Source organism: Pseudomonas sp. VMV1, from assembly GCF_056790235.1.
In genome coordinates, this window is the sequence record NZ_JBXGSE010000004.1 from 388,443 (window position 1) to 415,107 (window position 26,665).

The following is a 26,665-nucleotide window of genomic DNA, read 5'->3' on the forward strand; positions in this document are numbered from 1 at the left end:
GGCTTGCAACCGTGGCAGTAGGGTGCTGTCCTCTGCGCTAGACCGCAGCGGTTGCCGTGAGGTCCGAACCGGTACTTTCAAGGAGCACGAGATGGTGGAAATCGACGTTCGCCTGCGCGAGCAGGTGCGGTTGCTGGGTGAGCTCCTGGGGCAGACCATCGCCGACCAGCATGGCGCAGCCTTTCTCGACAAGATCGAGCGGATTCGCAAGGGCGCCAAGGCCGCCCGTGGCGGGTCCGCGGAAGGCGCCCGTCAATTGGGCGATACCCTGGATACCCTGGCCGAAGACGAACTGCTGCCCGTGGCGCGGGCCTTCAGCCACTTTCTCAACCTTGCCAACATTGCCGAGGAATACCACAAGGTCAGACGGCGCACCGAGGACGAGCCGCCACCCTTCGAGCAGCAGGTACTGCCCGAGTTGCTGGAGCGCCTGGCCGCGGCCGGTCACTCCGGGCAGGAGCTGGCCGAGCGGGTCGCGGCGCTGGACATCGATCTGGTGCTGACCGCCCACCCCACGGAGGTTTCGCGGCGCACCCTGATCCAGAAATACGACGAGATCAGCGCTCAGCTGGCCGCCCTCGATCATCGCGACCTGAGCGCTGCCGAAGTGGCCGCCATCGAGGCGCGGCTGCGCCGGCTGATCGCCGAGGCCTGGCACACCGAAGAGATCCGTCGCCAGCGCCCGACGCCGGTGGACGAAGCCAAGTGGGGCTTCGCGGTGATCGAGAATTCGCTCTGGCAGGCGGTGCCCAATCTGCTGCGCAATCTGGATGTCTGCCTGGAGGAACGCACCGGCCAACGACTGCCGCTGACGGCCGCCCCGGTGCGCTTCTCGTCATGGATGGGCGGCGACCGCGACGGCAATCCCAATGTCACCGCCGCCATCACTCGCGAGGTATTGCTGCTGGCGCGCTGGATGGCCGCGGATCTCTATCTGCGCGATGTCGACCGGCTGGCCGCCGAGCTGTCCATGCAGGCGGCGAGTCCGGCCTTGCGCGAACAGGCCGGTGATCACCCCGAGCCCTATCGCAAGGTGCTCAAGGTGCTGCGCGAACGCCTGCAGATCACCCGCAGCTGGGCCGCCCATGCGATCACCGACCCCCATGCCGGCGCCCGTCACATCCTCAGCGACAACGCCGAGCTGATCGCCCCGCTGCAGCTGTGCTACGACTCCCTGCAGCGCTGCGGTCTGGGCGTCATCGCCGACGGCTCCCTGCTCGACACCCTGCGCCGGGCGCGCACCTTCGGGCTCTATCTGGTCAGGCTGGACATTCGGCAGGACGCCGCGCGGCATGCCGCGGCCATGGCCGACATCTGCCGCTACCTGAAGCTGGGCGACTACGCCGCCTGGAGCGAGGAGCAGCGCCTGGACTTCCTGCGTGGGGAGCTGAGTGGCCGGCGGCCGCTGTTGCCCCAGGACGCCCAGCTCGACGCCGATACCCAGGAGGTGCTCGCCACCTGTCGCGTCATTGCCGCCTCGCCGCCCGATGCCCTGGGCTCCTATGTCATCTCCATGGCCGGCGCGGCCTCCGACGTGCTCGCCGTGCAGCTGCTGCTGCGCGAGTGCGGCGTGCGCCAGCCGATGCGCGTGGTGCCCCTGTTCGAGACCCTCGACGACCTGGATCACGCCGGTACCGCCATCGCCAGCCTGCTGGACCTGCCCGACTATCGCGAGCGCCTGGCCGGACCTCAGGAGGTCATGATCGGCTATTCGGATTCGGCCAAGGACGCCGGTACCCTGACGGCCGCCTGGGCCCAGTATCGCGCCCAGGAGACGCTGGTGGAGATCTGCGCCAGCCGCGAGGTGGAACTGCTGCTGTTCCATGGCCGGGGCGGCACCGTGGGGCGGGGCGGCGGTCCGGCCCATGCGGCCATCCTGTCGCAGCCGCCGGGCTCGGTTGCCGGGCGGTTCCGCACCACCGAACAGGGCGAGATGATCCGCTTCAAGTTCGGCCAGCCGGCCATCGCCGAGCAAAATCTGGCGCTCTATCTGGGCGCCGTGCTGGAGGCCACGCTGTTGCCGCCCCCAGCCCCGGAGCCGGCCTGGCGCGAGCAGATGGATCGCCTGGCCCGCGACAGCCTGCAGTCCTATCGCGGCGTGGTGCGCGAGGATCCGCACTTCGTCACCTATTTCCGCCAGGCTACGCCGGAGCAGGAGCTGGGCCGCCTGCCGCTGGGCAGTCGGCCGGCCAAGCGCCGCGAGGGAGGCGTGGAAAGCCTCAGGGCCATCCCCTGGATCTTCGCCTGGACCCAGACCCGCTTGATGCTGCCCGCCTGGCTCGGCTGGGAAGCTGCGCTGGAAGAGGCCGAGCGGCGGGGCGAGTCGCCACTGCTGCGCGAGATGCGCGAGCGCTGGCCGTTCTTCCAGACCCGCATCGACATGCTGGAGATGGTGCTGGCCAAGGCCGAGGCCGAACTGGCACGGCTGTATGACGAGCGCCTGGTCGAGGCGGACCTGCAGGTGCTTGGCAGCCAGCTGCGCGAGCGGCTGCGCCAGGCGGGCGTGGCGGTATTGCGGCTGACCGGGCAGGGGGAGTTGCTCGAACACCATCCGGAAACCCTGGTGTTCATCGCCGTGCGCAACACCTATCTCGACCCGCTGCACCTGCTGCAGATCGAGTTGCTGGCCCGGGCGCGGGCGGCGGGCGAAAGCCAGCCGGCGGCGCTCGATCAGGCCCTGCTGGTGAGCGTGGCCGGTATCGCCGCGGGACTGCGTAATACCGGTTGAACAGACTGTCGCTTTTGCCGGTGCCCGGGGTCGTCTGGACGGGCCCGGCACCTGCGACGCTTGGTAACTTGTGCGGCCAGGGGGCGCTGTGTATGGTTGGTCCCTTTGGCCGTCTCGTGTCGTCGACAACAATCATCGCGACAGCGCCCTGCGCGGGCTGCCAGTCCGAGACCATTCTAAGGAGCAACAGATGCGCGTAATCCTGCTGGGAGCGCCCGGTGCCGGCAAAGGTACTCAGGCCCGGTTCATCACTGAGAAATTCGGCATTCCGCAGGTTTCCACCGGCGACATGCTGCGTGCCGCGGTCAAGGCCGGCACGCCCCTGGGGCTGCAGGTCAAGGACATCATGGACAACGGCGGCCTGGTCTCCGACGAGATCATCATCGCCCTGATCAGCGAACGCATCCTCGACGCCGATTGCGCCAAGGGTTTCCTGTTCGACGGCTTCCCGCGCACCATTCCCCAGGCCGAGGCCCTCGAAGCCGCGGGCGTCAAGATCGACCACGTGCTGGAGATCGCCGTCGATGACGAAGAAATCGTCCAGCGCCTGTCCGGTCGCCGCGTGCACCCGGGTTCGGGCCGCGTCTATCACGTCCAGCACAATCCGCCGAAGATCGCCGACACCGACGATGTGACCGGTGAGCCGCTGGTACAGCGTGAAGACGATCGCGAAGCCACCATTCGCAAGCGCCTGGAGCTCTATCATTCCCAAACCAAGCCGCTGGTAGCGTTCTACCAGAAGCTGGGCGCCGCCCAGGGCACGCCCAAATGCAGCCGCATCGAAGGCGTGGGTTCGGTGGATGCCATCACGGCCAAGGTGCTGCAAGCCCTGAACTGATCCCGACTCCGACCGCCTGCGCCCGCAGGTGGTCCGCTCAAGACGCCGGCCTGGTGTCGTGAGCGATGGGCGGGTCCCCTTGGGTCCCGTCTTCCTCTAGAATGCGCAGCCCTCCTAATCGTTGCGGATTCGCCCCCATGTCCATCCTGCTCGCCCTCGACACCGCCACCGAAGCCTGTTCGGTCGCCTTGCATCTGGGCGACGAGATCATCCATCGCTACGAGATCGCGCCACGTCTGCATGCCCAACGGGTACTGCCCATGGTGCAGGAGGTGCTGGCCGAGACCGGCATGAGTCTGTCGCAGGTGGATGCCATCGCCTTCGGTCGTGGTCCTGGCGCTTTCACCGGGGTGCGGATCGCCATCGGCGTGGTGCAGGGCCTCGCCTTCGGGCTGGACCGGCCGGTGCTGCCGGTGTCGAATCTGGCGATCATCGCCCAGCGCGCCTGGCGCGAGCGGGGCGTGACCCAGGTGGCCGCGGCCATCGATGCGCGCATGGACGAGGTCTACTGGGGTTGCTACCGCCTGGAAAGCGAGGCCATGGTCCTGGCAGGCGTGGAAGCCGTGCTGGCGCCCGAAGCCATCGCCCTGCCCGAGGACGCCACGGGTGACTGGTTCGGCGCCGGGACCGGTTGGGGCTACGAGGGGCGCATGGCCGTGCCGCTCGGCGAGAGGGATGCCACTCTGCTGCCCCATGCATGGGATCTGGCGGTGCTGGCCGCCGCTGGCTGGCAACGCGGCGAAGCCATGTCGGCGGAGTCCGAGGCCGCGCAACCCGTCTATCTGCGTGACCGGGTCGCCACTCCTAAACAGTCGGTCTGATGGCAAGGAACCAGGGGGTAATGGTCAGACGTCTAAGATCTGAACGCCGCTCGTCCGCCCATCGTGACGGACGTCCGGCTCTTGATTGTCATAGTTTTCGACCCTACTTAGAGTAGCGTCATCCGTTCGGGACCTGCCATGCGCATCGACAGCGGCTATTCCTCCTCCGCCTACCCCCTGAATCGTTCTTCGCGCGCGGTTACACCCGTACGTGAAGTGGCGCGGGACGAGAACGCCCGGCAGAATGCCATCGCCAAGGAGGCGGCGGGCAATCCCCAACCCAATGTCGTACCTGTGCGCCGGGTCGAGGCGGCTGCTGCCACCGACACTAGCCGTGGCGATACCAATGGTCTGGTGCTCAGTGAACGGGAAGGGCGTTTCGCCAGCCAGCTCACCGGTCGCGCCCAGCAGGCCCTGGCCAGCTATGGCAGCACCGCTGCCTTTGGCGCAGAGCCCGATGGCTCTTCCAGCGTCGTGGGCCTCGATCTCTACGCCTGATGCTGCCGTACTTTCTCGGCTGTCCTTCCTGGAACGATAACGCCTGGCGCGAAAGCCTCTACCATGGCCTGCGTCCAGGTGACTTCCTGCCGCGCTATGCCCAGGTGTTCAATGCCGTGGAAGGTAATACCACCTTCTATGCCTGGCCCTCGGCGGACACCATCCGCCGCTGGGCCGAGCTGATGCCTAGCGGCTTTCGCTTCTGCGCCAAGTTTCCCCGGGACATCAGCCATGCCGAGGATCTGCGGGTACAGCTTTCCAGCGCCCGCACCTTTCTCGACTTGCTGGCGCCGCTGGGCGAGCGGGCCCGCCCGCTGTGGCTGCAATTGCCGGCCGGTTTCGGTCCGGACCGGCTCAATGAACTGAGGGTCTTTCTCTCTGCCATGGCCCCACGCTGCGCCCTGGCCGTCGAAGTCCGACACCTGGCCTTCTTCGACAAGGGCGAAACTGAGCGTGCCCTCAACCGGCTGCTCATGGAGCTGGGCGTGGAGCGCGTTGGACTGGATTCCGCCGCCCTGTTCAGCGCCGACCCGAGTGAGCCGGCGGTACGCCTGGCCCAGGCCAAGAAGCCGCGAGTACCGGCGCGCGCCCTGGCATTCAGCGAGCAGCCCCAGGTACGCTTCATCGGCCGCCTGGAGCTGGTCGCCAACGACTACTACCTGGCCAAGTGGATCACCCGGGTGGCGGACTGGATCGAGGCGGGCAAGGCGCCCTATGTCTTTCTCCATACCCCGGACAATCGCCAGGCGCCCGAGCTGGCGCTGAGATTCCATGCCCAACTGCGCGAACGATTGCCCGGCCTGCCGGAGTTGCCCGCCTTGAGCACCGCCGACACCGAGCAACTCGGTCTGCTCTAGCCGACGCTGCCTTAGGCGATACGTTTGGCGACGTTTTCTCCGGCATTCCCGCGCGCCGCTCCGGTCTGATGAGGTCTCGCTCTTCGCGAACCTTTTCCGGCGCGCCGCATGAAAGCCAGACACCTGCTCGGTCTCGTCATCCTGCTCTATGGCGGTCTACATACCGCCTTCGACCAGGGCTGGCTGCGTATTCCGCCGGCTTACAATCCCTGGGCGCCACTGGACATCCAGGCATCCACCAACCCCGTCACCCGGATCAAGCTATGGCGCCTGCAAGCCGATGCCGACTATTGCGCGGCGTCCCTGGCGACCTCGGCGCTCAGCTATCGCGAGCTGCGCGGTAATCCCGGTTCGGCTGACTGTCCCCTGGAGCGGACGGTGCGTGTCCAGCGCGGCGAAGGCGTAAGACTCAGCGGCAGCTTCCTTGCCAGCTGCCCTCTGGCGGTCAGCTTCGCGCTTTTCGAGCGGCAGGCGCTACAACCCGCCGCCGAAGCCGTCTATGGCCAGCGGGTGGCCGAGGTGGAGCACTATGGCAGCTTCGCCTGCCGCAACATCTATGGCCGGGCCAGCGGGAGGCGCAGTCAGCACGCCACGGCCAACGCCCTGGATATCGCCGGCCTGCGCCTGGCCGATGGCCGGCGGATCAGCGTGGCGCGGGACTGGAAGGGCGATCCCAAGGCGCAGCGCTTCCTGCGCCTGGTACGCGATGGCGCCTGCCGCGCCTTCAACACCACCCTGGGACCTGACTACAACGCGGCGCACCGCGATCATTTCCATGTCGACATGGGTGGCTTCCGCGTCTGCCGGTAGAATGATCGGTCTTCCCGCCATCGAGTCGCCCATGTCCACCGCCAGCCCCGCGCTTATCGTCGAAGCCTTGGAACCCGCTTACACGGAGGCTGCCGCTGCCTGGGCCGCGCGCCTGGGCTTGCCCCTGGGCACCGCCACGAGCGAGGACTTCGCCTTGCAGTTCGGCGCCCAGGGGCTGCAACTGGTCCAGCGCGGCCCGGATGCGCCAGGTCCGGTGCGGGTGGACTTCGTCGAGGGCGCAGCGGCTCATAGACGCAAGTTCGGCGGCGGCGCGGGCCAGATGATCGCGAAGGCGGTCGGGGTCGGGCCGGGCGTGCGCCCGCGGATCCTCGATGCCACGGCCGGCCTGGGGCGCGACGCCTTCGTGCTGGCGACGCTGGGCTGTCCGGTGACCTTGGTGGAGCGGCAGCCGCTCATCGCCGCCCTGCTCGAAGACGGCCTGGCCCGCGCGGTGCGGGACCCCGAGGCGGCCGGCATCGTTGCCCTGATGACCCTGGTACAGGCCGATTCCACCGCCTATCTGCAGGGCGGGGAGGGCGAGGCGCCCGAAGTGATCTATCTGGATCCCATGTTCCCCCATCGCGACAAGAGCGCTCTGGTGAAGAAGGAAATGCGCCTGTTCCGCCCGCTGGTGGGCGATGACCTGGACGCCCCGGCGTTGCTCGCCGCGGCCCTGGCCCGCGCCAGCCACCGGGTGGTGGTCAAGCGCCCGCGCAAGGCACCGGTCATCGAAGGGGTGAAACCGGGCTATGTGCTGGAGGGCAAGTCCAGCCGCTATGACATCTATCCGAAGAAGAGCTTCAAATCTTCCTGAATGAAAAAGCCCGCGGGCGGAAGGACTCCGGCCGCGGGCGCGGGTGTCGCCGACCTCAGACGGTCGCGGCCTTGGGCGCGCGACGCTTGCGCCAGGCACGGTAGAAGGGCAGGGCCACCATCAGGATGCAGATGATCCAGATGACCTGGCTGATGCCGCTCTGCCAGAGGATGCCCACTTCGCCGTTGGAGATCGACAGCGCGCGTCTCAGGCTGGTCTCCATCAGCTCGCCGAGGATGAAGCCCAGCAGCAACGGTGAGAGCGGGAAGTCCAGCTTGCGCATGATGTAGCCGAAGATGCCCACGCAGACCATCAGCACCAGGTCGAAGGTGGTGGCGTGCACCGCGTAGACGCCGATGCCGGTGATGATGGCGATGGCCGGAGCCAGCGACCAGTTCGGCACATCGAGGATCTTGGTGAACATCTTCACCATGGGCACGTTGAGGATCAGCAGCATCACGTTCGCGATGAACAGCGAGGCGATCAGGCCCCACACCAGATTCGGCTCGTTCTGGAACAGCAGCGGGCCGGGAGTGATGTTGTACAGGGTCAGGGCGCCGATCATCACCGCGGTGGTGCCCGAGCCGGGGATGCCCAGGGTCAGCATGGGAATCATGTTGCCGCACACCGCCGCGCCGATGGCGGTTTCCGGCGCGGCCAGGCCGCGCAGGTCACCCTTGCCGAACTTGCCGTCGGCACCCGCCATGCGCTTCTCGGTGGTGTAGGCCAGGGCACTGGCCAAGGTCGCGCCGGCGCCCGGCAACACGCCGATGATGAAGCCACTCACCGAGCTGCGCAGGTTGACCATGAATACGCTGCGAGCTTCGCGCACGTTGAACAGCATGCGTCCGGTAGCCTTGACCGCCACCTGACCGTGGTGGGTCTGTTCCAGCAGCAGGAGCAGTTCGCTCACCGAGAATAGGCCCAGTACTAGGATCACGAAGTCGATGCCGTCGGCCAGATGCACGTTGTCAAAGGTGAAACGATAGACGCCGCTGTTGGCGTCGATGCCCACGGAGGCGATGGCCAGGCCGAACAGTGCGGCGACCAGCGTCTTGACCGGCTTCTCGGCGGCCATGCCGGAGAGGCTGAGGATGGCCAGCGCCATCAGCGCGAAGTATTCCGCCGGACCGAAGGCGATCGCCCACTTGGCCAGCAGCGGCGAGAACAGCACCATGCCACAGGTGGCGATGAAGGCACCGATGAAGGAGCTCCAGGCCGACAGCGACAGGGCCACGCCCGCCATGCCTTGCCGTGCCAGCGGATAGCCGTCCAGACAGGTCATCATGGTCGCGGCTTCGCCGGGGATGTTCAGCAGGATCGAAGAGATCCGGCCGCCGTATTCGCAGCCCAGATAGACCGCCGCCAGCAGGATCAGCGACGTCTCCGGCGGCAGGCCCAGGGCGAAGGCCACCGGGATCAGCAGGGCGATGCCGTTGATCGGCCCGAGACCCGGCAGCAGACCCACCACGGTGCCGATCAGGGTGCCGATCAGCGCCACGATCAGGTTGGTCGGCGTCATGGCGACGCCAAAGCCCTGCATCAGAAAATTCAAGGTTTCCATGTCAGCCTTCCAGGAATTCCAGCACGCCAAGGGGTAGGGGGACTTCCATCACCCGGTCGAACAGCACATAGAGACTTACCGAGAGCAGCAGGCTGACCAGGGCACAGGGCATCAGGCGGCCGCCATAGAGCAGGCCGCACAGGGTGGCGGTAAGGAAGGCGCTCAAGGGGAAGCCCAGCGGCTGGAAGGTCAGGGCGTAGCCCAGCAGGATGACGCAGCAGGCCACCACCTTGCGCAGCGACGAGGCGTCCAGCGGCTTCTGGTCTTCGCCATCGCCGATCGGCGTGGGGCGGATGATCAGATAGGCGAGGCCCAGGCTCATCAGCCCGAACATCAGCATCGGATAGGCCCGCGGACCGACCGGCTCGTAGGAGAAGGGCGCCTGGTAATCCCGGGCGATGAACAGCATGACGAGTCCGGCCACCAGCCAGACCGCCATGAAGGCGCGTTGGAAGATCATGTCGACATCCTCGAAGGCGCCCGGAGGGGCGCCAGGGGCGGGGGCTCTGTTACTGGATCAGGCCGAATTCCTTGGCCATGCCGCGGTAGCGCGCGACTTCCTTCTGCACATAGGCGTCCAGTTCGGAACCGGTCATGGCAAAGGGGAAGAGCTCGCGCTGATCACGCAGCTTGGCGAAGTCGTCGGACGCCAGCAGCTTGTCGAAGCTGGCTTTCCACCAGTTGTACTGCTCGTCGGTGACCTTCGGGCCGACATAGAAGCCGCGGACCACCGGCCAGACGATGTCGTAGCCCTGCTCGCGTGCGGTGGGGATGTCCTTCATCGCCGGTTCGTCGAAGCGCTGCTCGGCGAAGACCGCCAGGAGGCGCATGTTGCCGGCCTCGACATGGGGCATGGAGTCTGAGATGTCGGTGCTGCCGACCTGAATGTGACCACCCAGCAGCGCGGTGGCGATCTCGCCGCCGCCTTCCAGAGCTACATAGCGCAGGTCCTTGGGATTGATGCCGGCGGCCTTGGCGATCAGCGCCGTCTGCATCCAGTCCTGGCTGCCCACGGTGCCGCCGGAACCGATCACCACCTTGCTCGGATCCTTTTTCAGCGCCTCGACCAGGTCGCCCAGGGTCTTGTAGGGCGAGTCGGCCTTGACCGCGATGGCGCCATAGCTGGCCCCCACCGCCGCCAGCCAACGCACGGCCTTCTCGTCGAAACGACCGAACTTGCCCTGGGCCAGGTTCAGCAGCGAGCCGCTGGAGAAGGCGACGATGGTGTCGCCATCGGCTGGACGCTGAGCCACCACGGTGTTGTAGGCCACCGCGCCCACCCCGCCGGGCATGTAGGTCACGCGCATGGGCTTGTCCAGCAGCTTGGCTTCCACCAGGCCACTCTGGGCCAGCTTGCAGGTCAGGTCGAAGCCACCACCCGGGGAGGCCGGGGCGATGCATTCGGGACGCTTGGGTTCGGCCATGGCCTGGGCGGATAGCAGCACGGAAGCGGCCAGGGTCAGGGTGAGGTTGCGCAAGGTGGTGCTCATCGACGTCTTCCTTTTGTTGTTATTTCAGAAGCTGACAGGCGGACACGGCTCAGGCTCGCCAGGGCGGCGATCGTTCACAGAAGAGAAGGGTAAGCACGTGGAGCTGCGCGAGGGCGAGCATGGATGTCGTTCCGCTTGTTATTGTTGTTGGCCAACCAGGGGTGGCGCTTGGGCAAGCATCATGCGGTTCTGGGACCGCTACCTTTCACTCTAGACCGCCAAGCTTTCAACAGCCTTTCAGGTATGAAAGGCTGCGATAGTGCGGCTCTGGCAGCAGGCCAACCGGCCGCTATCCGGTAAACTTGAATCTTTTGAGCGGGAGCTGTCAGCGTGCGCATCCTACTGGTCGAAGATCATCCGCCACTGGCCGAAAGCGTCGCCCAGGCCCTCAAGAATGCCGGGCTCAACGTCGATCTGCTCAACGATGGTGTGGCCGCCGACCTGGCCCTGCAGAGCGAAAGCTATGCCCTGGCCATCCTTGATGTCGGCTTGCCGCGCATGGACGGCTTCGAGGTCCTGGCGCGTCTGCGCGAGCGTGGCGATCGCCTGCCGGTGCTGATGTTGACCGCCCGCGGCGAGGTCAAGGATCGGGTGCAGGGACTCAATCTCGGCGCCGACGACTACTTGGCCAAGCCCTTCGAACTCACCGAGCTGGAAGCCCGGGTCAAGGCCCTGCTGCGCCGCAGCGTGCTGGGTGGCGATCGCCAGCAGCGCTGCGGCCCGCTGATCTATGACCTCAACACCTCGCGCTTCACTCTGGGCGAGGAGGCGCTGTCGCTCACGTCCCGCGAGCATGCGGTGCTGGCCGCGCTCATCGCTCGTCCCGGACGGGTCATGAGCAAGGAGCAGCTGGCCGCCCAGGTCTTCGGCCTGGACGAAGAAGCCAGTCCCGAAGCCATCGAGATCTATGTGCACCGGCTGCGCAAGAAGCTGGAGGCCGGCGCCGTGCGCATCGTTACCTTCCGTGGTCTGGGCTATCTGCTGGAAGAGCAGCATGGCTGACGTGGTAAAGGCAGCGGGCAGTCTGCGTGGCCGGCTGCTGCTGCGACTGGTGGTGCTGCTGGCGGTGATCCTGGCGATCAGCAGCCTGGCGGCCTATCTCAATGGCCGGCGCCTGGCTGACGTCGCCTATGACCGGACGCTGCTGGCGTCGGCCCGCACCATTGCCGCCGGATTGTCGGCCAGCAACGGCATCCTGCGCGCCGATGTACCCTACATCGCCCTGGACAACTTCGCCTACGACAACGTCGGACGCATCTTCTATCAGGTACTGGACACCCGCGGCCGGCTGATCTCCGGCTACGAGGAAATTCCGCCGCCGCCGCCGGATACCCCCCTAACCCGGGACTATCCGGCCCTGGCCCGCTTCTACAACAGCACCTATCGCGGCAAGGATGTACGGGTGGTCAGTCTGGCCCAGCCGGTCAGCCAGCCGGATCTCACCGGCATGGCCGAGATTCGCGTCGCCGAGACTGCCGAAGCTCGTGAGGAGGTGGCACGCAGCCTGCTCACCGATACCCTGATCCGCCTGGGCCTGATGGGGCTGGGTGCCATCCTGCTGGTATGGATGGCAGTGGGTGCCGCGCTGCGTCCCCTGGAACGCCTGCGCCAAGCCGTGGAAGAGCGGGGGGTGGACGATCTGCGCCCGCTGCCCGAGGTGCGGGCACCCCAGGAGCTATTGCCCCTGGTGCATGCCCTGGAAGGCTTTACCCTGCGCCTGCGCCGACTGTTCGAGCGCCAGGCCGATTTCATCGCAAACGCCGCCCATGAACTGCGCACCCCGTTGGCGGCGATCAAGGCCCGGGTCGAGCTTGGCCTGCGCGAGCGGGAACCCCACGCCTGGTACGCCACCCTGGAAGAGACCCGCACTAGCACCGACCGCCTGGCGCGTCTGGCCAACCAGTTGCTGTCGCTGGCACGGATCGAGAGCGGGGCCCAAGCCATCGCCGAGGGCGGTGCCGAGCGGCTGGAACTCGGTGAGCTGGCGCGGGAATTGGCCATGGCGTTGGCACCGCTGGCCCATGCCAAGGGCGTCGCCCTGGCCTTCGAGCCCTTTGCCAAGGCGTGGGTGATCGGCGAGCCCACGCTGCTCAACGAGTTGCTCTGCAACCTGGTGGAAAACGCCCTGGCCCACAGCGAGCCAGGCGGCAATATCGTGGTGCGGGTACTGGCACCGGCGGTTCTGGAGGTCGAGGACGATGGTCCCGGCATTCCGGCCAATGCCCGGGTAAAGGTCTTCGAGCGCTTTCAGCGCCTGGATATGCAATCCGGTGGCGCCGGTCTGGGCCTCGCCATCGTCGGAGAGATCTGCGCCGCGCACCGGGCACGCATCCAGTTGCTGGACGGCGCGCTCGGCGGGCTAAGGGTGCGGATCGAATTTCCCGCCGAGGACGTCTAGGGTCAGCCGAGCAGGGTGCGCGACTGTTCCACTGCGTCCCAAAAGGCTGGATCCTTGGCTGGGTCGGGCTGATTGTTCAGCCCCAGGCGGATGGCGGCAGGCAGCGTCTGGATCGAACCTTCCTGACCCTGGCGCTGGGCGTGCAACTGAGTGGCGATCTGCACGATGTCGGCGTAGTCGGCCGTCGCGGGCTGACGCTCTAGTGCCAGGTACTCGCGGGGTACGCAGGCGATGTCCGCGGGGAAATCCCAGACCTTGAGGATGCGTTCGCCAATCTGCGAATGAATGCGTGCCGTCACCTGGTCGAGGGTGATGGCGTTGGCCAGCAGGTCTTCCTGCTCTTCGGCATAGGTCAGGATCGGCAGCACGCCGATCTGGTGCACCAGGCCGGCGAGCAGGGCGCGGTCGGCCATCAGGCGCGTGTACTTCTTGCACAGTGCATGGCTGATGGCGGCGATCTCGGTGCCCTGGCTCCAGACCTCGCGCATCTTGCGATCCACGGCATCGCTGGTGGCCTGGAACATCTGCTGCATGGCCAGGCCCGTGGCCAGATTCGCCGTGTAGTTGATACCCAACCGTCCCACTGCCATCTGCAGGTCGGTGATCTCCTTGCTGGTCCGCAAGAGCGGGCTGTTGACCACCTTGATCAGGCGCGCGGTCAGGGCGGCGTCCATGGCGATCACCCGGCTCAGCTCGGCGACACCCACATTGGGGTCTTCGGCCGCTTCTCTGACCTTCAATGCCACCTCGGGAAGCGTGGGCAACACCACGCGATCGGTGTCTATCGCGTGGAGAAGATCCTGAACAACTTTTTCAGCAAGAGGAGTCATGACATACCTGTGTGAGGAGCGGAAAGGCGATCCCAACCTTCAGCGCTTTATTTCACGATCGCTATCGAGTGAGTAGGGCAAATCGAGTAAACGGCAGTTTGGCCCGTCCGAGCTGCCGACCGAGACGCGGCCATCCTCGGCCGCATCGCCCTGAAGCACGGCCAGGAACTCGCAGCCTTCGCTGCTCGACGCGGCGAGCACCACCTCGCCCACGCTACTGCCGTGGACCGGCGAGAACAGCTCGGTACCCACGGCAGGGGGCTGCTCGCTGCCGGCCAGGCGGTAGAGCCGTCGCTTGAGCTTGCCCAGGTACTGCATGCGAGCGACGATTTCCTGGCCGGTGTAGCAGCCCTTGCGAAAGCTCACGCCGTCCAATGCCTGCAGGTTGATCATCTGCGGGACGAACAGCTCGCGGGTCGCGCCAAACACCTGGCCGACGCCGGCGCGTACCTGCGCCAACAGCCAGGTGTCGAGTCCGACCTCAGGCAGCTCGAGCGCGCTCGTCTCCGCGGTGAGCCAGAGCTCGACCCGGCCATCCTCCAGGCGCAGGGCGAAGCCGCCGTCTAGCGGCGCCACGGCATTGGCCTGCGCGCCCAGCGCCACAGCGGGATAGGCTCTGGTAAAGCCGGTGGCGGAGAGACCCAGGCGTTGCCACTGGGCGCTTTCGTCGGTGAGCGTCGACTTGGAAAAGACCGCGTACTTCTTCAGGTCGGTCAGCAAGGGCTCGACCAGCTCCTGTGCCATCGCCAGCAGATAGCCATCGGCCTGCTTGACGATGCGGAAGCTGGACACCAGCCGCCCCTTGGGCGTGCAGCGACCCCCCAGGCCGGCCAGGTCGTCAGCGAGATAGTTGAGGTTGCAGGTCACCTGCCCCTGGAGAAACTTGGTCGCGTCGACCCCGCGGATGGCCAGGACGCCTTCGTGGGTCAAGCGGCAGAAATACGGCGAGTCGGCCATTGCGGCAGCAGCTCCGTGTCGAGTGAAGCCGCTCATCATAGGCGCGCCCGGTGTGAATGTCAGGCGCACTGCGCGGCGGGGCGCTTCGGGCTTATACTGCGCCGATTGTCGCAGGAGTCCCCATGAGTACCGAAGCTACCGAACTCAACAGATTGTACTGGCACAGCCGTCGCGGCATGCTGGAACTGGATGTATTGCTGGTGCCCTTCGTCAAGGAGGTCTATTCCTCCTTGGGCGCGGAAGACCAGGCCCGTTATCGCAAGCTGCTCGAGTGCGAGGATCAGGACATGTTCCACTGGTTCATGCAGCGCGGCGAACCGGAAGACGCCGACCTGCAGATCATCGTGCGCATGATCCTGGACCGTGTCCAGCCGGCTTGAGCCCTTCGAATGCCGCTGGAGCGCCTCCCCGGCGCTCCAGCGGCTGCACACCCTGGCCGCCTTCGCCGCGGGGGGGCTGTCTCTGGCTCGCCGCCATCCCCTGGACGCTCAAGCCTCTCCTGACGCTGCTGGTGCTCTGGTCCTGGCACCGCGTGCGCTATCGCCAGCTCCAGCAGCGTCATCCCGCGGTGCCCCGACGCCTGCGCCATGGCACGGAAGGTTGGCAGCTCTGGTCGCCCGCCAGCGGCTGGCAGGACGTCCAATTGCGTCCGGACAGCCTGGCGTTGCCGCTGCTGGTGGTCCTGCGCTATCGCCTGCCTGGCGAAAGATTCCCTCGCAGTCTCTGCATTGCCCGCGACAGCCTGTCGGCGGACGCTCACCGCCGCCTGCGCGTCAGGCTTCGCTTCGCGCCACGCCGGTTCGCGGCACCAGGATAGTGTCCCGGGCGCAGCCGTCGGTCTGCGGATAATCCAGGGTGAAGTGCAGGCCACGGCTCTCCTGGCGGGCGAGGGCGCTCTCGATGATCAGCTCCGCCACCTGCGCCAGGTTGCGCAATTCGATCAGGTCACGGCTCACCCTGTAGTTGCTGTAGAACTCGTCGATCTCGTCCATCAGCAGCCGGATGCGATGGCGGGCGCGCACCAGCCGCTTGGTGGTGCGCACGATGCCGACGTAGTCCCACATGAAGCGCCGCAGTTCATCCCAGTTGTGGGCGATCACCACGTCCTCGTCGGAATCCGTCACCTGGCTGGCATCCCAGTCGGGCAGGTCGTGCGGCATCGGAATCCGCGCCTCCTGCGCCTGGATATCCAGGGCTGCCGAGCGGGCATAGACGAAGCATTCCAGCAGCGAATTGCTGGCCATGCGATTGGCGCCATGTAGGCCGGTGCAGCTGGTTTCGCCGATGGCATAGAGGCCGGCGAGATCCGAGCGGCCATGCTCGTCGACGCGGACGCCACCGCAGGTGTAGTGCGCGGCAGGCACCACGGGTATCGGATCGCGGGTGATGTCGATGCCCAGTTCGAGACAGCGACGATAGACCGTGGGGAAGTGCTCCTGCACGAAGTCCGCCGGCTTGTGGCTGATATCGAGGAACACGCAGTCGATGCCCAGGCGCTTCATCTCATGGTCGATGGCGCGGGCCACTACGTCCCGGGGTGCCAGATCGGCGCGCGCGTCGAAGCGTGGCATGAAGCGCTCACCCTCCGGCAGGCGCAGAACGGCGCCTTCACCGCGCAGGGCTTCGGTGATCAGAAAACTCCGCGCATGAGGGTGGTAGAGGCAGGTCGGATGGAACTGGTTGAATTCCAGGTTGGCCACCGAGCAGCCGGCGCGCCAGGCCATGGCGATGCCATCGCCACTGGCGCTGTCCAGGTTGGTGCTATATAGGTAGGCCTTGCTGGCCCCGCCCGTGGCCAACACGGTGAAGCGTGCGTGCAGGGTATCCACCTGACCACTGGTCCGGTCCAGCACATAGGCGCCCAGGCAGCGCGCGCCCGGACGGCCAAGCTTTTCGGTGGTGATCAGATCCACCGCCACACGCTGGCTCAGCAGCTGGATGTTGGGGCGACCTTCGGCGGTACGCAGCAGGGTGTCGAAGATCGCCATGCCGGTGGCATCGGCGGCATGGATGATCCGCCTGTGGCTGTGGCCGCCTTCACGGGTGAGGTGAAAGCCCAGGCCACCCTTGGCAGCATCCGGTTCGCGCGTGAAAGGCACTCCCTGGTCGATCAGCCACTGCATGGCCTCGCGACTGTGCTCCACGGTGAAACGCACGGCGGCTTCGTTGCAGAGCCCGGCGCCTGCAACTAGGGTATCCTGAACGTGCGCCTCGACAGTGTCGCCCTCGTCCAGCACGGCGGCGACGCCACCTTGCGCCCAGTAGGTCGACCCCTGGGCCAGCTCACCTTTGCTCAGCACCGCGATCGACAGCGTTGCCGGCAGGTTGAGCGCGAGCGTGAGGCCTGCCGCGCCACTGCCGATTACCAGAACATCGAACTCCAGATGACGCGCCATGACGATTCCTTCTCAGCGAGACGGCGAGTATAGGAACAAGGTGGCTGACGGCATAGCCATCGCGCAGGTACGGTCAGGGAACTCGCAGGCTTCGTGTGCGGTCTATGTACAGATAATTGCCCATCCGTATGGCCGGAGTGCCTGAACGAGAATGGGACATCTGCCAAAGCTAAATCAGTGACACCCAGGAGCGATCAGCAGCCATCCAGCGCTCGCTCATCAACTGCTGTGGAGGGGAGAACTTACGTGCAACAGCCCAGTCTAGCAGCGCGCGTCGATAGTGAAAGCAAGGACGATACCGAGCTGCAAGCCAAGGACAGCAAGCAAGCCCTGCCCACGCAGGAGCAGGATCAACAACTTGTCGAGCGCGTGCAGCGCGGTGACAAGCGTGCCTTCGACCTGCTGGTGCTCAAGTATCAGCACAAGATCCTCGGTCTGATCGTGCGCTTTGTCCACGATACCCAGGAAGCTCAAGACGTCGCGCAGGAGGCTTTCATCAAGGCCTATCGCGCGCTCGGGAACTTCCGCGGTGATAGTGCTTTCTACACATGGCTTTATCGTATCGCCATCAACACGGCAAAGAATCATCTGGTTGCCCGGGGTCGTCGTCCACCGGACAGCGACGTCAGCGCCGAAGATGCGGAATTTTATGAAGGCGACCATGCTCTAAAGGATATCGAGTCCCCAGAGCGGTCCCTTTTGCGGGATGAGATCGAGGCCACCGTGCACCGGACCATCCAGCAGCTCCCGGAAGATCTGCGTACCGCGCTGACCCTTCGTGAGTTCGAAGGCCTCAGCTACGAGGACATTGCCAATGTTATGCAATGTCCCGTGGGAACGGTCCGGTCTCGGATTTTCCGAGCTCGGGAAGCGATAGACAAAGCATTGCAGCCCTTGCTGCGTGATGCATAGACAGCGGCGACAGCTTTTAGAGAGGTAATACGTATGAGTCGTGAAGCCCTGCTGGAATCCCTGTCCGCTGTTATGGATAACGAAGCGGACGAATTCGAAACCCGGCGTGTCATCGCCGAGGTCAGCAAGGACCCGGAACTGCGCGCCACTTGGTCGCGCTACGCCATGGTCAGTGCCGTGATTCGCGGCGAGCCCATGATGCCGAACCTGGACATCGCCAAGGGCGTCACCACCACGCTGGAGCGTGACGAAGCCGTTGTGGCTCCGGCAGCTCCCGTTGCTGCCCAAGTCAGCAAGGGTCGTTGGTCGAGCCTGGGTCGGGTTGCGGTAGCAGCCTCCGTGACCTTTGCCGTACTGGCTGGCGTGAAGGTATACAACCAGTCTGACGTTTCCACCCAGGGTCTGGCCCAGCAGGCACCCAGCCAGCTGACCGTGCCGCAACCCGCTCGTAGCCCGGCCGTATTGGCCAGCTTCAGCGAGGAAAGCACCAAGGCCAATGCTGAGGTCAAAGCTGATCAGTCTGCTGTAGGTGAAAAGCAGGAAACCCCTGCCCAGCGTTGATCCGCTGGCTTCACCTCGAAACGGTGTCCGGACGTCCAGTTCCGGGCACCGTTTTTTTTCGTCTGCAGGTTTTCCTTCAGGCAGCAAAATGCTTCGAAAGCTATCGTTCAGCAAGGGCGTGATATTCCTGCTGCCAGTCGTCTCTGACTGTGCTTCCCCTCGGGGCAGGGCAGTCCGCTAGCGATGTGTTCAAGTCATTGGATAGAGTGGAGCTGCATGCGCATGCGCAATTTCAAGCATTACACCGCTGCCCTGCTAGGGCTCTGGCTGATGGGACTGACGGCCATGGCTCGGGCCGATCTACCGGATTTCACTGGTCTGGTCGAGGCCGCGTCTCCCGCCGTCGTCAACATCAGCACCCGCCAAAAGATTCCCGAAGGCCGTGGCGTTGGCGCCATGACCATGCCCGACCTGGAAGGCCTGCCGCCAGGCATTCGTGAATTCTTCGAACGCAGCATCCCGCAGATGCCGCGCAGCCCGCGTGGCAAGCAGGAGCAGGCCCAGTCGCTGGGTTCCGGCTTCATCATCTCGCCCGATGGCTACATCCTGACCAACAACCATGTGGTCGCCGATGCCGATGAGATCCTGGTGCGTCTATCCGATCGCAGCGATCACACCGCCAAGCTGATCGGCGCGGATCCCCGGACCGACGTGGCTCTGCTGAAGATCGATGCCAAGGACCTGCCCACCCTCAAGTTGGGCAACTCCGATCAGCTCAAGGTTGGCGAGTGGGTACTGGCCATCGGTTCGCCCTTCGGCTTCGATCACTCGGTGACTGCCGGTATCGTCAGTGCCAAGGGACGCAGCCTGCCTAACGAAAGCTATGTGCCCTTCATCCAGACCGACGTGGCCATCAATCCGGGTAACTCCGGTGGCCCGCTGTTCAACCTGAAAGGCGAAGTGGTCGGGATCAACTCGCAGATCTTTACCCGCTCCGGTGGCTTCATGGGGCTGTCCTTCGCCATTCCGATCGACGTCGCCATGAACGTGGCCAATCAGCTGAAGACAGAAGGCAAGGTCAGTCGTGGCTGGTTGGGTGTGGTCATCCAGGAAGTGGACAAGGATCTCGCCGAGTCCTTTGGTCTGGATCGCCCTGCCGGCGCCCTAGTCGCCCAGATTCTGGACGACGGCCCTGCCGCCAAGAGCGGGATCAAGGTCGGTGACGTCATCCTCTCGGTCAACGGCCAGAAAATCGAAGAATCCGCCGACCTGCCGCACCTGATCGGCAATCTCAAACCGGGTGCCAAGGCCGACATGGAGATCATTCGCGAAGGCAAGCGCCAGAACCTCAGCGTCACCGTGGGCGACATGCCCAAGGATGACCAGGCCGCTTCCGGTGGCGAGCCCGGCTCCGATCGTGCCAGCAATCGCCTGGGTATCGCCGTGGCCAATCTGACCCCTGAGCAGAAGAAGACCATGGACCTCCAGAGTGGCGTGGTGATCAACAAGCTCAGCGGCGATGGTCCTGCCGCAGCCATTGGCCTGCGCCCGGGCGATGTCATCACTCACCTGAACAACCAGCCCATCGATTCGGCCAAGGCCTTCGAGAAGATCACCTCCGCCTTGCCGGCCGGGCGTTCCATCTCGATGCGCGTAGTACGTGATGGTCGGGCCAGCTTCATTACCTTCAAGCTGCCCGGCAAGTAATCGGCGGCTCAGCAGCGAAGGGGCAGGCGACTGCCCCTTCTTTTTGTCCGCTCGAACGGCGGAGTCTCCCTTGTTTGCCGCATTCAGGTAAACTTCCCCGCTATTTTCCCGGCGGATGTTCCGCTGCTGGCTATTCGAGTGCTGATACGTGAGTGATCTGAGCCATATCCGCAATTTCTCCATCATCGCCCACATCGATCACGGCAAGTCGACACTTGCGGATCGGTTCATCCAGATCTGTGGTGGTTTGAGCGACCGAGAAATGGAGGCCCAGGTCCTGGATTCCATGGACCTCGAGCGCGAGCGCGGCATCACCATCAAGGCCCACAGCGTCACGCTGTATTACAAGGCCGAAGACGGCAAGACCTACCAGCTCAACTTCATCGATACCCCCGGCCACGTCGACTTCACCTACGAAGTCAGCCGCTCGCTGGCCGCCTGCGAAGGAGCGCTGCTGGTGGTGGACGCGGGGCAGGGCGTTGAAGCCCAGTCGGTTGCCAACTGCTACACCGCCATCGAGCAGGGCCTCGAGGTCATGCCGGTGCTCAACAAGATGGACCTGCCCCAGGCCGAGCCGGACAAGGTCAAGGCCGAGATCGAGCACATCATCGGCATCGACGCTACCGACGCCGTCCCTTGCAGCGCCAAGAGCGGCATGGGCGTGCCCGAGGTGCTGGAGCAACTGGTCAAGGTCATTCCGCCGCCGGAAGGCGAGATCGACGCGCCGCTGCAGGCACTGATCATCGACTCCTGGTTCGATAACTACCTCGGCGTCGTCTCGCTCGTGCGTGTCAAGCATGGTCGGGTCAAGAAGGGCGACAAGATCCTGGTCAAGTCCACCGGCAAGGTGCACCAGGTCGACAGCGTCGGCGTCTTCTCGCCCAAGCACACCGAGATGCCCGATCTGAAAGCGGGCGAAGTGGGCTTCATCATCGCCGGTATCAAGGAAATCCTCGGTGCCCCGGTCGGTGACACCCTGACCCTGAGCGCTACGCCGGATGTCGCCATGTTGCCGGGCTTCCAGCGGGTCAAGCCGCAGGTCTATGCCGGCCTGTTCCCGGTCAGCTCCGATGACTTCGAGGATTTCCGCGAAGCGCTGCAGAAGCTCACTCTCAACGACGCGGCCCTGCAATACGAGCCGGAAAGCTCCGAGGCCCTTGGCTTCGGCTTCCGCATCGGCTTCCTCGGCATGCTGCACATGGAGATCATCCAGGAACGCCTGGAGCGTGAATACGATCTCGACCTGATCACCACCGCGCCGACCGTGGTCTTCGAGGTGGTGCTCAAGGATGGCAGCACCATCTATGTCGACAACCCGTCCAAGCTGCCTGACCTCGCCTCCGTCGCCGAGATGCGCGAGCCCATCGTGCGCGCCAACATCCTGGTACCTCAGGAGCACCTGGGCAACGTCATCACCCTGTGCATCGAGAAGCGTGGCGTCCAGCGCGACATGCAGTTCCTCAGCAGCCAGGTGCAGGTCAGCTACGACCTGCCAATGAACGAGGTGGTGCTGGACTTCTTCGACCGCCTGAAGTCGGTGAGCCGCGGCTATGCGTCGCTGGACTACAGCTTCGATCGCTTCGAAGCCGCCAGCCTGGTCAAGCTCGACGTCCTCATCAACGGTGAGAAGGTCGATGCCCTGGCCCTGATCGTCCATCGCGACAAGGCGCACTACAAGGGTCGCGCCCTGACCGAAAAGATGAAGGAGCTGATCCCGCGGCAGATGTTCGACGTGGCGATCCAGGCGGCCATCGGCGGTCAGATCGTCGCCCGTACCACCGTCAAGGCACTACGCAAGAACGTTCTGGCCAAGTGCTACGGTGGTGACGTCTCCCGTAAACGCAAGCTGCTGGAAAAGCAGAAGGCGGGCAAGAAGCGCATGAAGCAGGTCGGTAGCGTGGAGATTCCTCAGGAGGCCTTCCTGGCCGTGCTCAAGGTGGATAGCTAAAGCCCATGTCTTTGAACTTCCCTCTGTTGCTGGTACTCGCCGTCGCCATCTGTGGCGCCCTGGCGCTCATCGATCTGCTGGTGCTCGCGCCGCGTCGGCGCAAGGCGATCCAGACCTACGGGCAGCAGGTCGGCGAGCCTGATCCTGCAGTACTGGAGCAGTTGAACAAGGAGCCGGCGCTGGTCGAGTACGGAAAGTCCTTCTTTCCCGTACTGGCCATCGTGCTGATCCTGAGGTCGTTCCTGGTCGAGCCCTTCCAGATTCCTTCGGGATCCATGAAGCCGACCCTGGAAGTGGGCGATTTCATCCTGGTGAACAAATTCGCCTATGGTATTCGCCTGCCGGTGGTCGACCTCAAGGTCATTCCGATCGGGGACCCGCAACGGGGTGACGTCATGGTGTTCCGCTATCCCAGCGATCCCAGCGTCAACTACATCAAGCGCGTCGTCGGCGTGCCAGGCGACAGCATCCGCTACACCAGCGACAAGCAGCTGTACGTCAACGGCCAACTCGTCAGCAAGCAGCTGGTGGGCGACGAGCCGGGGTCCCTGGGCAGCGTCAAGTTGTTCAAGGAGCAACTCGGCAAGACCGAGCACCTGATCCGCGAAGAAATGACCCGCTACCGCATGGAGCCCGACCACGAATGGAAGGTGCCGGCGGGGCACTACTTCATGATGGGCGACAACCGCGACAACTCCAATGACAGCCGTTACTGGGACGATCCCAACATTCCCCGTGATCTGCTGGGCATGGTTCCGGACCGCAACATCGTCGGCAAGGCGTTCGCCGTCTGGCTGAGCTGGCCTGAGCCCAAGCTGCAGAGCATGCCCACCCTGTCCCGTGTAGGTATCATCAGATGATTGAGTGCAGAGTGCCTCGCCTTCCGCCCCGCCAGCAGGGGCTGTCGTTTCTGGGCGGTCTGCTCGCACTCTGCGTCATTGCCTTCCTGGCCAGTACGGCCATGAAGCTCGTTCCCCATTACCTGGACTACAATGCTCTGACCAAGGTCATCGAATCCATCGGCGACAATCCCGATAACCAGATTCGCAGCGTGTCCGACGTCTACAGCTACGTGGGGAAGGGTATGCAGGTGAACGACATCCGTGATCTCGATCTGCAAAAGGCCATGCGCGTCGAAGCCGACGGCAACCATCTGCAGATCCGCCTCGACTATGAAAAACGTGAACACCTGATCCGCAACATCGATCTGGTCGTTCGTTTCAATCGTGATTTCCGTATAAATCTCCCGTGACTTTATCTCTAGATCGCCTCGAGCGTCGGCTGGGTTATACCTTCAAGGACCCGGACCTGATGCTGCTCGCCCTTACGCACCGCAGCTTTGCCGGTCGTAACAATGAACGCCTTGAATTCCTCGGCGACGCCATTCTCAACTTCATCATCGGTGAAGCCCTCTACGATCACTTCCCCCAGGCTCGTGAAGGCCAGCTGTCCCGTTTGCGGGCCAAGCTGGTGAAAGGCGAGACCCTGGCGCTGCTCGCCCGCAGCTTCGAACTGGGCGATTACCTGCGCCTGGGTTCCGGTGAGCTGAAAAGTGGTGGCTTTCGCCGCGAATCCATCCTGGCCGATGCCATGGAAGCCCTGATCGGCGGCATCTATCTGGATGCCGGCATGGATGCCGCCAAGGACCGGGTAATGGCCTGGCTCGGCCCCCAGTTGCGTGAGCTGACGCCGGTGGATACCAACAAGGATCCCAAGACCCGACTGCAGGAGTTTCTCCAGGCACGGGCCTGTGACCTGCCGCGCTACGAAGTGGTCGCCATCGAAGGCGAACCGCACTGCCGGGTCTTCTTTGTCGAATGCGAGATCGCCATGCTCAACGAAAAGACGACGGGGCAGGGCGCCAGCCGCCGGATCGCCGAACAGATAGCCGCCTCGGCGGCCTTGATCGCCCTGGGCGTGGAGAATGGTCATGAATGATGAGCTGAAGGCATCGCGCTGCGGCTATGTGGCCATCGTTGGTCGTCCCAACGTCGGCAAGTCCACGCTGCTCAATCATATCCTCGGGCAGAAGCTCGCCATCACGTCGCGCAAGCCGCAGACGACCCGGCACAACATGCTCGGCATCAAGACCGAGGGTGAGGTGCAGACCATCTATGTGGACACTCCCGGTCTGCACAAGGAAAACCAGAAGGCGCTCAACCGCTTCATGAACAAGACGGCCGTCACCGCGTTACGCGATGTGGACGTGGTGGTCTTCGTGGTCGACCGTACGCGCTGGACCGACGAGGATCAGATGGTGCTGGAGCGGGTCCGCTTCGTGAAGTGCCCGGTACTGCTCGCCGTCAACAAGATGGATCGCCTGGAAGACAAGGCCGACATGCTGCCGCACCTGCAGTGGTTGCAGGAGCAACTGCCGGAAGCCACGCTCATTCCGGTCTCCGCCCAGCACGGCCACAACCTCGATGCCCTCGAAGAGCTGGTGGCCGAACGCCTGCCGGAAGGCGATCACTTCTTCCCGGAAGACCAGATCACCGACAGATCCAGCCGCTTCCTGGCAGCCGAGCTGATCCGCGAAAAGATCATGCGTCAGCTGGGGGCGGAATTGCCTTACCAGGTCGCCGTCGAAATCGAGGAATTCAAGTACGAGAACGGCGTGCTGCACATTCATGGCCTCATTCTGGTCGAGCGTGATGGCCAGAAGAAGATCCTCATCGGTCAGGCCGGTGAACGCATCAAGCGCATCGGCCAGGAAGCCCGTCACGACATGGAAACCCTGTTCGACGCCAAGGTCATGCTCAATCTCTGGGTCAAAGTCAAAGGCGGCTGGTCCGATGATGAGCGCGCACTGCGCTCTCTGGGTTATTCCGACCTCTAGCGATGCAGGCGTCCGAGCCGCTGTTCGTCCTGCATTCGCGCCCCTATCGGGAAAGCAGTGCGCTGGTGGATGTATTCGGCGCCTTCGGACGGATCCGTACGGTGCTGCGCGCAGCCCGCTCTCGCTCCGGTAGTCTGGCCAGGCCTTTCATTCCGCTCGAAGGCCAGGTCACCGGACGCGGGGAGCTGAAGAATCTGCAAAAGGTGGCTCCCCTGGCGCCACCCTATCTGCTCCAGGGACAGGCGCTGTTCAGCGGTTTCTATCTCAATGAACTCCTGGTTCGGCTACTGCCCGCCGAAGATCCCTATCCCGCCCTGTTCGAGCTCTATGGCCTGACCCTGGCTGCCCTTGCCCAGGGACGCCCGGTTGAGCCTCTGCTGCGTACCTTTGAATGGCGCCTGCTCGATCTCCTAGGCTATGGCTTCTCGCTGTCCCATGCCCTGGATGGTCAGATCATCGAAGATCAGCGCCTGTATCGCTTCATTCCGGACCAGGGCTTCGAGCCCGTCGACGAGGTTCGCCCCGGTTGCCTGGCCGGCGCGGAAATCCTGGCACTGGAGCGTGGCGAGTGGGACGATCCTACGGTCGTTCGGGCTGCCAAGCGCTTGATGCGTCAGGCCCTGGCGCCGCACCTGGGTAGCAAACCCCTGATGAGTCGCGAATTGTTCGCCAAGCCAAGTGAATAAACCATGAAAGAGTTCAGTCGAGTTCTGTTGGGCGTCAACATCGATCATGTCGCCACCCTGCGCCAGGCCCGGGGTACGCGTTACCCTGATCCGGTCAAGGCGGCACTGGATGCGGAGGAGGCGGGGGCGGATGGCATCACCCTGCACCTGCGCGAGGATCGTCGCCACATTCAAGAGCGGGATGTCCGCCTGCTGCGTGATGTGCTGCAGACCCGCATGAATCTCGAAGTGGCCCTGACTGCTGAAATGCTGGCATTCGCTCAGGAGATCCGCCCCGCGCACGTCTGCCTGGTGCCCGAGCGCCGGGAAGAGCTGACCACCGAAGGTGGTCTGGATGTCCTGGGGCAAGTCCAGCGTATCCGCGACGCCATCGCCGCGCTGCCCGCGTCGGAAGTATCCCTCTTTATAGATCCCGAGCTGCAGCAGATTCAGGCGGCCAAGGATTGCGGCGCACCGGTGATCGAACTCCATACCGGTCGCTATGCCGAGGCTGAGACCCAGGAAGAGCAGGCCAGTGAGCTGCAACGCCTGGCCAAGGCCGTGGAGTTCGCCATTGGCCTTGGGCTGGTGGTCAATGCCGGCCATGGTCTGCACTATCACAATGTCCAGCCCATCGCGGCACTGCCGGGTATCAATGAGCTGAACATCGGCCACGCCATCGTGGCCCACGCCGTCTTCGTCGGCTTCAAGCAGGCGGTCAAGGAAATGGCCGAATTGATCCGCTGTCACTCGACTGTAAAATAACTGTTGACGCCCTCCAGAAGTCGCCTATAATGCGCCCCACTTCCGGCGCAGATGCTGAAGCGGCTTGAAAATCAAGCACTTAGGTCTGAGTCGGGCTAGGGGTCCACGGAGTCCTCGCCGCTAGGTTAACGCCTTCGGGCGGTAACAGAGTGAGGCGGAGGGGTTGACAGCGTCTCAGGATGCTGTAGGATTCGCCTCCCGCTGCCGAGATTGGTTGAACCGGTCAGGCAAGCGCAAGTGGTTGAGTTGAAACGAAAAAGTTCAAATCAACGCTTGACAGGATGTGAGGACAGCGTAGAATGCGCGCCTCGGTTAGCGATACGGTCGCAA

26 protein-coding genes and 1 pseudogene are annotated in these 26,665 nt (G+C 64.3%); 21 read left to right on the plus strand and 6 right to left on the minus strand.

All coding sequences use genetic code 11. The features are described 5' to 3' along the window. Nucleotides 1–91 precede the first annotated feature (91 nt). From ppc to ACUCV0_RS16110, 7 genes are all read left to right on the plus strand, one after another. On the plus strand, nucleotides 92–2,728 hold the full coding sequence (ppc, locus tag ACUCV0_RS16080) for a phosphoenolpyruvate carboxylase (protein ID WP_482213118.1): 2,637 nt from the start codon (nucleotides 92–94) through the stop codon (nucleotides 2,726–2,728). 190 nt (nucleotides 2,729–2,918) lie between these two features. Beyond that, nucleotides 2,919–3,566, plus strand: coding sequence for an adenylate kinase (gene adk / locus ACUCV0_RS16085; RefSeq protein WP_482213119.1), 648 nt, complete (start codon nucleotides 2,919–2,921; stop codon nucleotides 3,564–3,566). A gap of 137 nt (nucleotides 3,567–3,703) precedes the next feature. Continuing rightward, nucleotides 3,704–4,387, plus strand: coding sequence for a tRNA (adenosine(37)-N6)-threonylcarbamoyltransferase complex dimerization subunit type 1 TsaB (gene tsaB, locus ACUCV0_RS16090; RefSeq protein ID WP_323149312.1), 684 nt, complete (start codon nucleotides 3,704–3,706; stop codon nucleotides 4,385–4,387). A gap of 138 nt (nucleotides 4,388–4,525) precedes the next feature. Further along, complete coding sequence (locus tag ACUCV0_RS16095; protein ID WP_482213120.1) at nucleotides 4,526–4,885, plus strand: hypothetical protein; 360 nt, start codon at nucleotides 4,526–4,528, stop codon at nucleotides 4,883–4,885. Then, on the plus strand, nucleotides 4,885–5,742 hold the full coding sequence (locus tag ACUCV0_RS16100) for a DUF72 domain-containing protein (RefSeq protein WP_323149314.1): 858 nt from the start codon (nucleotides 4,885–4,887) through the stop codon (nucleotides 5,740–5,742). The genes ACUCV0_RS16095 and ACUCV0_RS16100 overlap by 1 nt, the downstream gene beginning before the upstream one ends. A 108-nt stretch (nucleotides 5,743–5,850) precedes the next feature. Further along, a complete protein-coding gene (locus ACUCV0_RS16105) occupies nucleotides 5,851–6,552 on the plus strand; it encodes an extensin-like domain-containing protein (RefSeq protein WP_323149315.1) in 702 nt (233 codons plus the stop codon). Between the two features lie 31 nt (nucleotides 6,553–6,583). Beyond that, nucleotides 6,584–7,366, plus strand: a complete 783-nt coding sequence (locus tag ACUCV0_RS16110; RefSeq protein WP_482213121.1) for a class I SAM-dependent methyltransferase — start codon at nucleotides 6,584–6,586, stop codon at nucleotides 7,364–7,366. Between the two features lie 55 nt (nucleotides 7,367–7,421). Here ACUCV0_RS16110 and ACUCV0_RS16115 read toward each other — a convergent pair whose 3' ends face one another. The 3 genes from ACUCV0_RS16115 to ACUCV0_RS16125 are packed head-to-tail and all read right to left on the minus strand — an operon-like array spanning nucleotide 7,422 to nucleotide 10,420. Next, complete coding sequence (locus ACUCV0_RS16115; RefSeq protein WP_059313737.1) at nucleotides 7,422–8,930, minus strand: tripartite tricarboxylate transporter permease; 1,509 nt, start codon at nucleotides 8,928–8,930, stop codon at nucleotides 7,422–7,424. 1 nt (nucleotide 8,931) lies between these two features. Further along, nucleotides 8,932–9,390, minus strand: a complete 459-nt coding sequence (locus tag ACUCV0_RS16120) for a tripartite tricarboxylate transporter TctB family protein (protein ID WP_017640135.1) — start codon at nucleotides 9,388–9,390, stop codon at nucleotides 8,932–8,934. 49 nt (nucleotides 9,391–9,439) lie between these two features. Continuing rightward, nucleotides 9,440–10,420 carry a Bug family tripartite tricarboxylate transporter substrate binding protein gene (locus ACUCV0_RS16125; protein WP_059313738.1) on the minus strand — a complete coding sequence of 327 codons (981 nt, stop codon included), beginning with the start codon at nucleotides 10,418–10,420 and terminating at the stop codon, nucleotides 9,440–9,442. Nucleotides 10,421–10,750: 330 nt separating this feature from the next. Between ACUCV0_RS16125 and ACUCV0_RS16130 the strand changes: the two genes are divergently transcribed. Both ACUCV0_RS16130 and ACUCV0_RS16135 read left to right on the plus strand, forming a co-directional pair. Then, complete coding sequence (locus ACUCV0_RS16130) at nucleotides 10,751–11,422, plus strand: response regulator (RefSeq protein ID WP_007161984.1); 672 nt, start codon at nucleotides 10,751–10,753, stop codon at nucleotides 11,420–11,422. After that, nucleotides 11,415–12,818 (plus strand): sensor histidine kinase, encoded by a 1,404-nt coding sequence (locus ACUCV0_RS16135; RefSeq protein ID WP_059313740.1) that lies wholly within the window; start codon nucleotides 11,415–11,417, stop codon nucleotides 12,816–12,818. The genes ACUCV0_RS16130 and ACUCV0_RS16135 overlap by 8 nt, the downstream gene beginning before the upstream one ends. Before the next feature lie 2 nt (nucleotides 12,819–12,820). On the opposite strand, the gene ACUCV0_RS16140 is transcribed toward ACUCV0_RS16135, so the two are convergent. Together ACUCV0_RS16140 and ygfZ are read right to left on the minus strand one after the other, a co-directional pair. Beyond that, nucleotides 12,821–13,648 carry an HDOD domain-containing protein gene (locus tag ACUCV0_RS16140; protein WP_273863052.1) on the minus strand — a complete coding sequence of 276 codons (828 nt, stop codon included), beginning with the start codon at nucleotides 13,646–13,648 and terminating at the stop codon, nucleotides 12,821–12,823. A 39-nt stretch (nucleotides 13,649–13,687) separates the two neighbouring features. Beyond that, nucleotides 13,688–14,605: a CAF17-like 4Fe-4S cluster assembly/insertion protein YgfZ gene (ygfZ, locus tag ACUCV0_RS16145; RefSeq protein WP_482213122.1), complete on the minus strand. Its 918-nt coding sequence runs from the start codon at nucleotides 14,603–14,605 to the stop codon at nucleotides 13,688–13,690. A gap of 122 nt (nucleotides 14,606–14,727) precedes the next feature. Between ygfZ and ACUCV0_RS16150 the strand changes: the two genes are divergently transcribed. Next, complete coding sequence (locus tag ACUCV0_RS16150; protein ID WP_027603054.1) at nucleotides 14,728–14,985, plus strand: FAD assembly factor SdhE; 258 nt, start codon at nucleotides 14,728–14,730, stop codon at nucleotides 14,983–14,985. Beyond that, nucleotides 14,969–15,422: pseudogene (locus tag ACUCV0_RS16155) on the plus strand (protein YgfX). Before ACUCV0_RS16150 ends, ACUCV0_RS16155 begins: the two are co-directional and overlap by 17 nt. Here the strand turns inward: ACUCV0_RS16155 and nadB are convergent. After that, complete coding sequence (nadB, locus tag ACUCV0_RS16160; protein ID WP_482213123.1) at nucleotides 15,379–17,001, minus strand: L-aspartate oxidase; 1,623 nt, start codon at nucleotides 16,999–17,001, stop codon at nucleotides 15,379–15,381. The pseudogene ACUCV0_RS16155 and the gene nadB sit on opposite strands and share 44 nt — an antisense overlap. A gap of 330 nt (nucleotides 17,002–17,331) precedes the next feature. Here nadB and rpoE point away from each other — a divergent pair, with 330 nt between their 5' ends. From rpoE to pdxJ, 10 genes are all read left to right on the plus strand, one after another. After that, nucleotides 17,332–17,913: an RNA polymerase sigma factor RpoE/AlgU gene (gene rpoE / locus ACUCV0_RS16165; RefSeq protein ID WP_026083736.1), complete on the plus strand. Its 582-nt coding sequence runs from the start codon at nucleotides 17,332–17,334 to the stop codon at nucleotides 17,911–17,913. A gap of 33 nt (nucleotides 17,914–17,946) precedes the next feature. Beyond that, a complete protein-coding gene (locus tag ACUCV0_RS16170) occupies nucleotides 17,947–18,474 on the plus strand; it encodes a sigma-E factor negative regulatory protein (RefSeq protein ID WP_059313745.1) in 528 nt (175 codons plus the stop codon). 222 nt (nucleotides 18,475–18,696) lie between these two features. Further along, a complete protein-coding gene (locus ACUCV0_RS16175) occupies nucleotides 18,697–20,121 on the plus strand; it encodes a DegQ family serine endoprotease (RefSeq protein WP_323149475.1) in 1,425 nt (474 codons plus the stop codon). A gap of 148 nt (nucleotides 20,122–20,269) precedes the next feature. After that, nucleotides 20,270–22,069: a translation elongation factor 4 gene (gene lepA, locus ACUCV0_RS16180; RefSeq protein ID WP_482213124.1), complete on the plus strand. Its 1,800-nt coding sequence runs from the start codon at nucleotides 20,270–20,272 to the stop codon at nucleotides 22,067–22,069. A 5-nt stretch (nucleotides 22,070–22,074) separates the two neighbouring features. Continuing rightward, nucleotides 22,075–22,929 carry a signal peptidase I gene (gene lepB / locus ACUCV0_RS16185; RefSeq protein ID WP_059313747.1) on the plus strand — a complete coding sequence of 285 codons (855 nt, stop codon included), beginning with the start codon at nucleotides 22,075–22,077 and terminating at the stop codon, nucleotides 22,927–22,929. Beyond that, nucleotides 22,926–23,321: a DUF4845 domain-containing protein gene (locus ACUCV0_RS16190; RefSeq protein WP_482213125.1), complete on the plus strand. Its 396-nt coding sequence runs from the start codon at nucleotides 22,926–22,928 to the stop codon at nucleotides 23,319–23,321. Before lepB ends, ACUCV0_RS16190 begins: the two co-directional genes overlap by 4 nt. Further along, nucleotides 23,318–24,007, plus strand: a complete 690-nt coding sequence (rnc, locus tag ACUCV0_RS16195; protein WP_007161997.1) for a ribonuclease III — start codon at nucleotides 23,318–23,320, stop codon at nucleotides 24,005–24,007. Before ACUCV0_RS16190 ends, rnc begins: the two co-directional genes overlap by 4 nt. Then, the gene (gene era, locus ACUCV0_RS16200) at nucleotides 24,000–24,905 is read left to right on the plus strand and encodes a GTPase Era (protein WP_059313749.1); all 906 of its coding nucleotides are present in this window, start codon (nucleotides 24,000–24,002) and stop codon (nucleotides 24,903–24,905) included. The genes rnc and era overlap by 8 nt, the downstream gene beginning before the upstream one ends. Nucleotides 24,906–24,907: 2 nt before the next feature. After that, nucleotides 24,908–25,591, plus strand: coding sequence for a DNA repair protein RecO (gene recO, locus ACUCV0_RS16205; RefSeq protein WP_059313750.1), 684 nt, complete (start codon nucleotides 24,908–24,910; stop codon nucleotides 25,589–25,591). Nucleotides 25,592–25,594: 3 nt separating this feature from the next. Continuing rightward, the gene (pdxJ, locus tag ACUCV0_RS16210; RefSeq protein WP_482213126.1) at nucleotides 25,595–26,335 is read left to right on the plus strand and encodes a pyridoxine 5'-phosphate synthase; all 741 of its coding nucleotides are present in this window, start codon (nucleotides 25,595–25,597) and stop codon (nucleotides 26,333–26,335) included. Nucleotides 26,336–26,665: the final 330 nt, after the last annotated feature.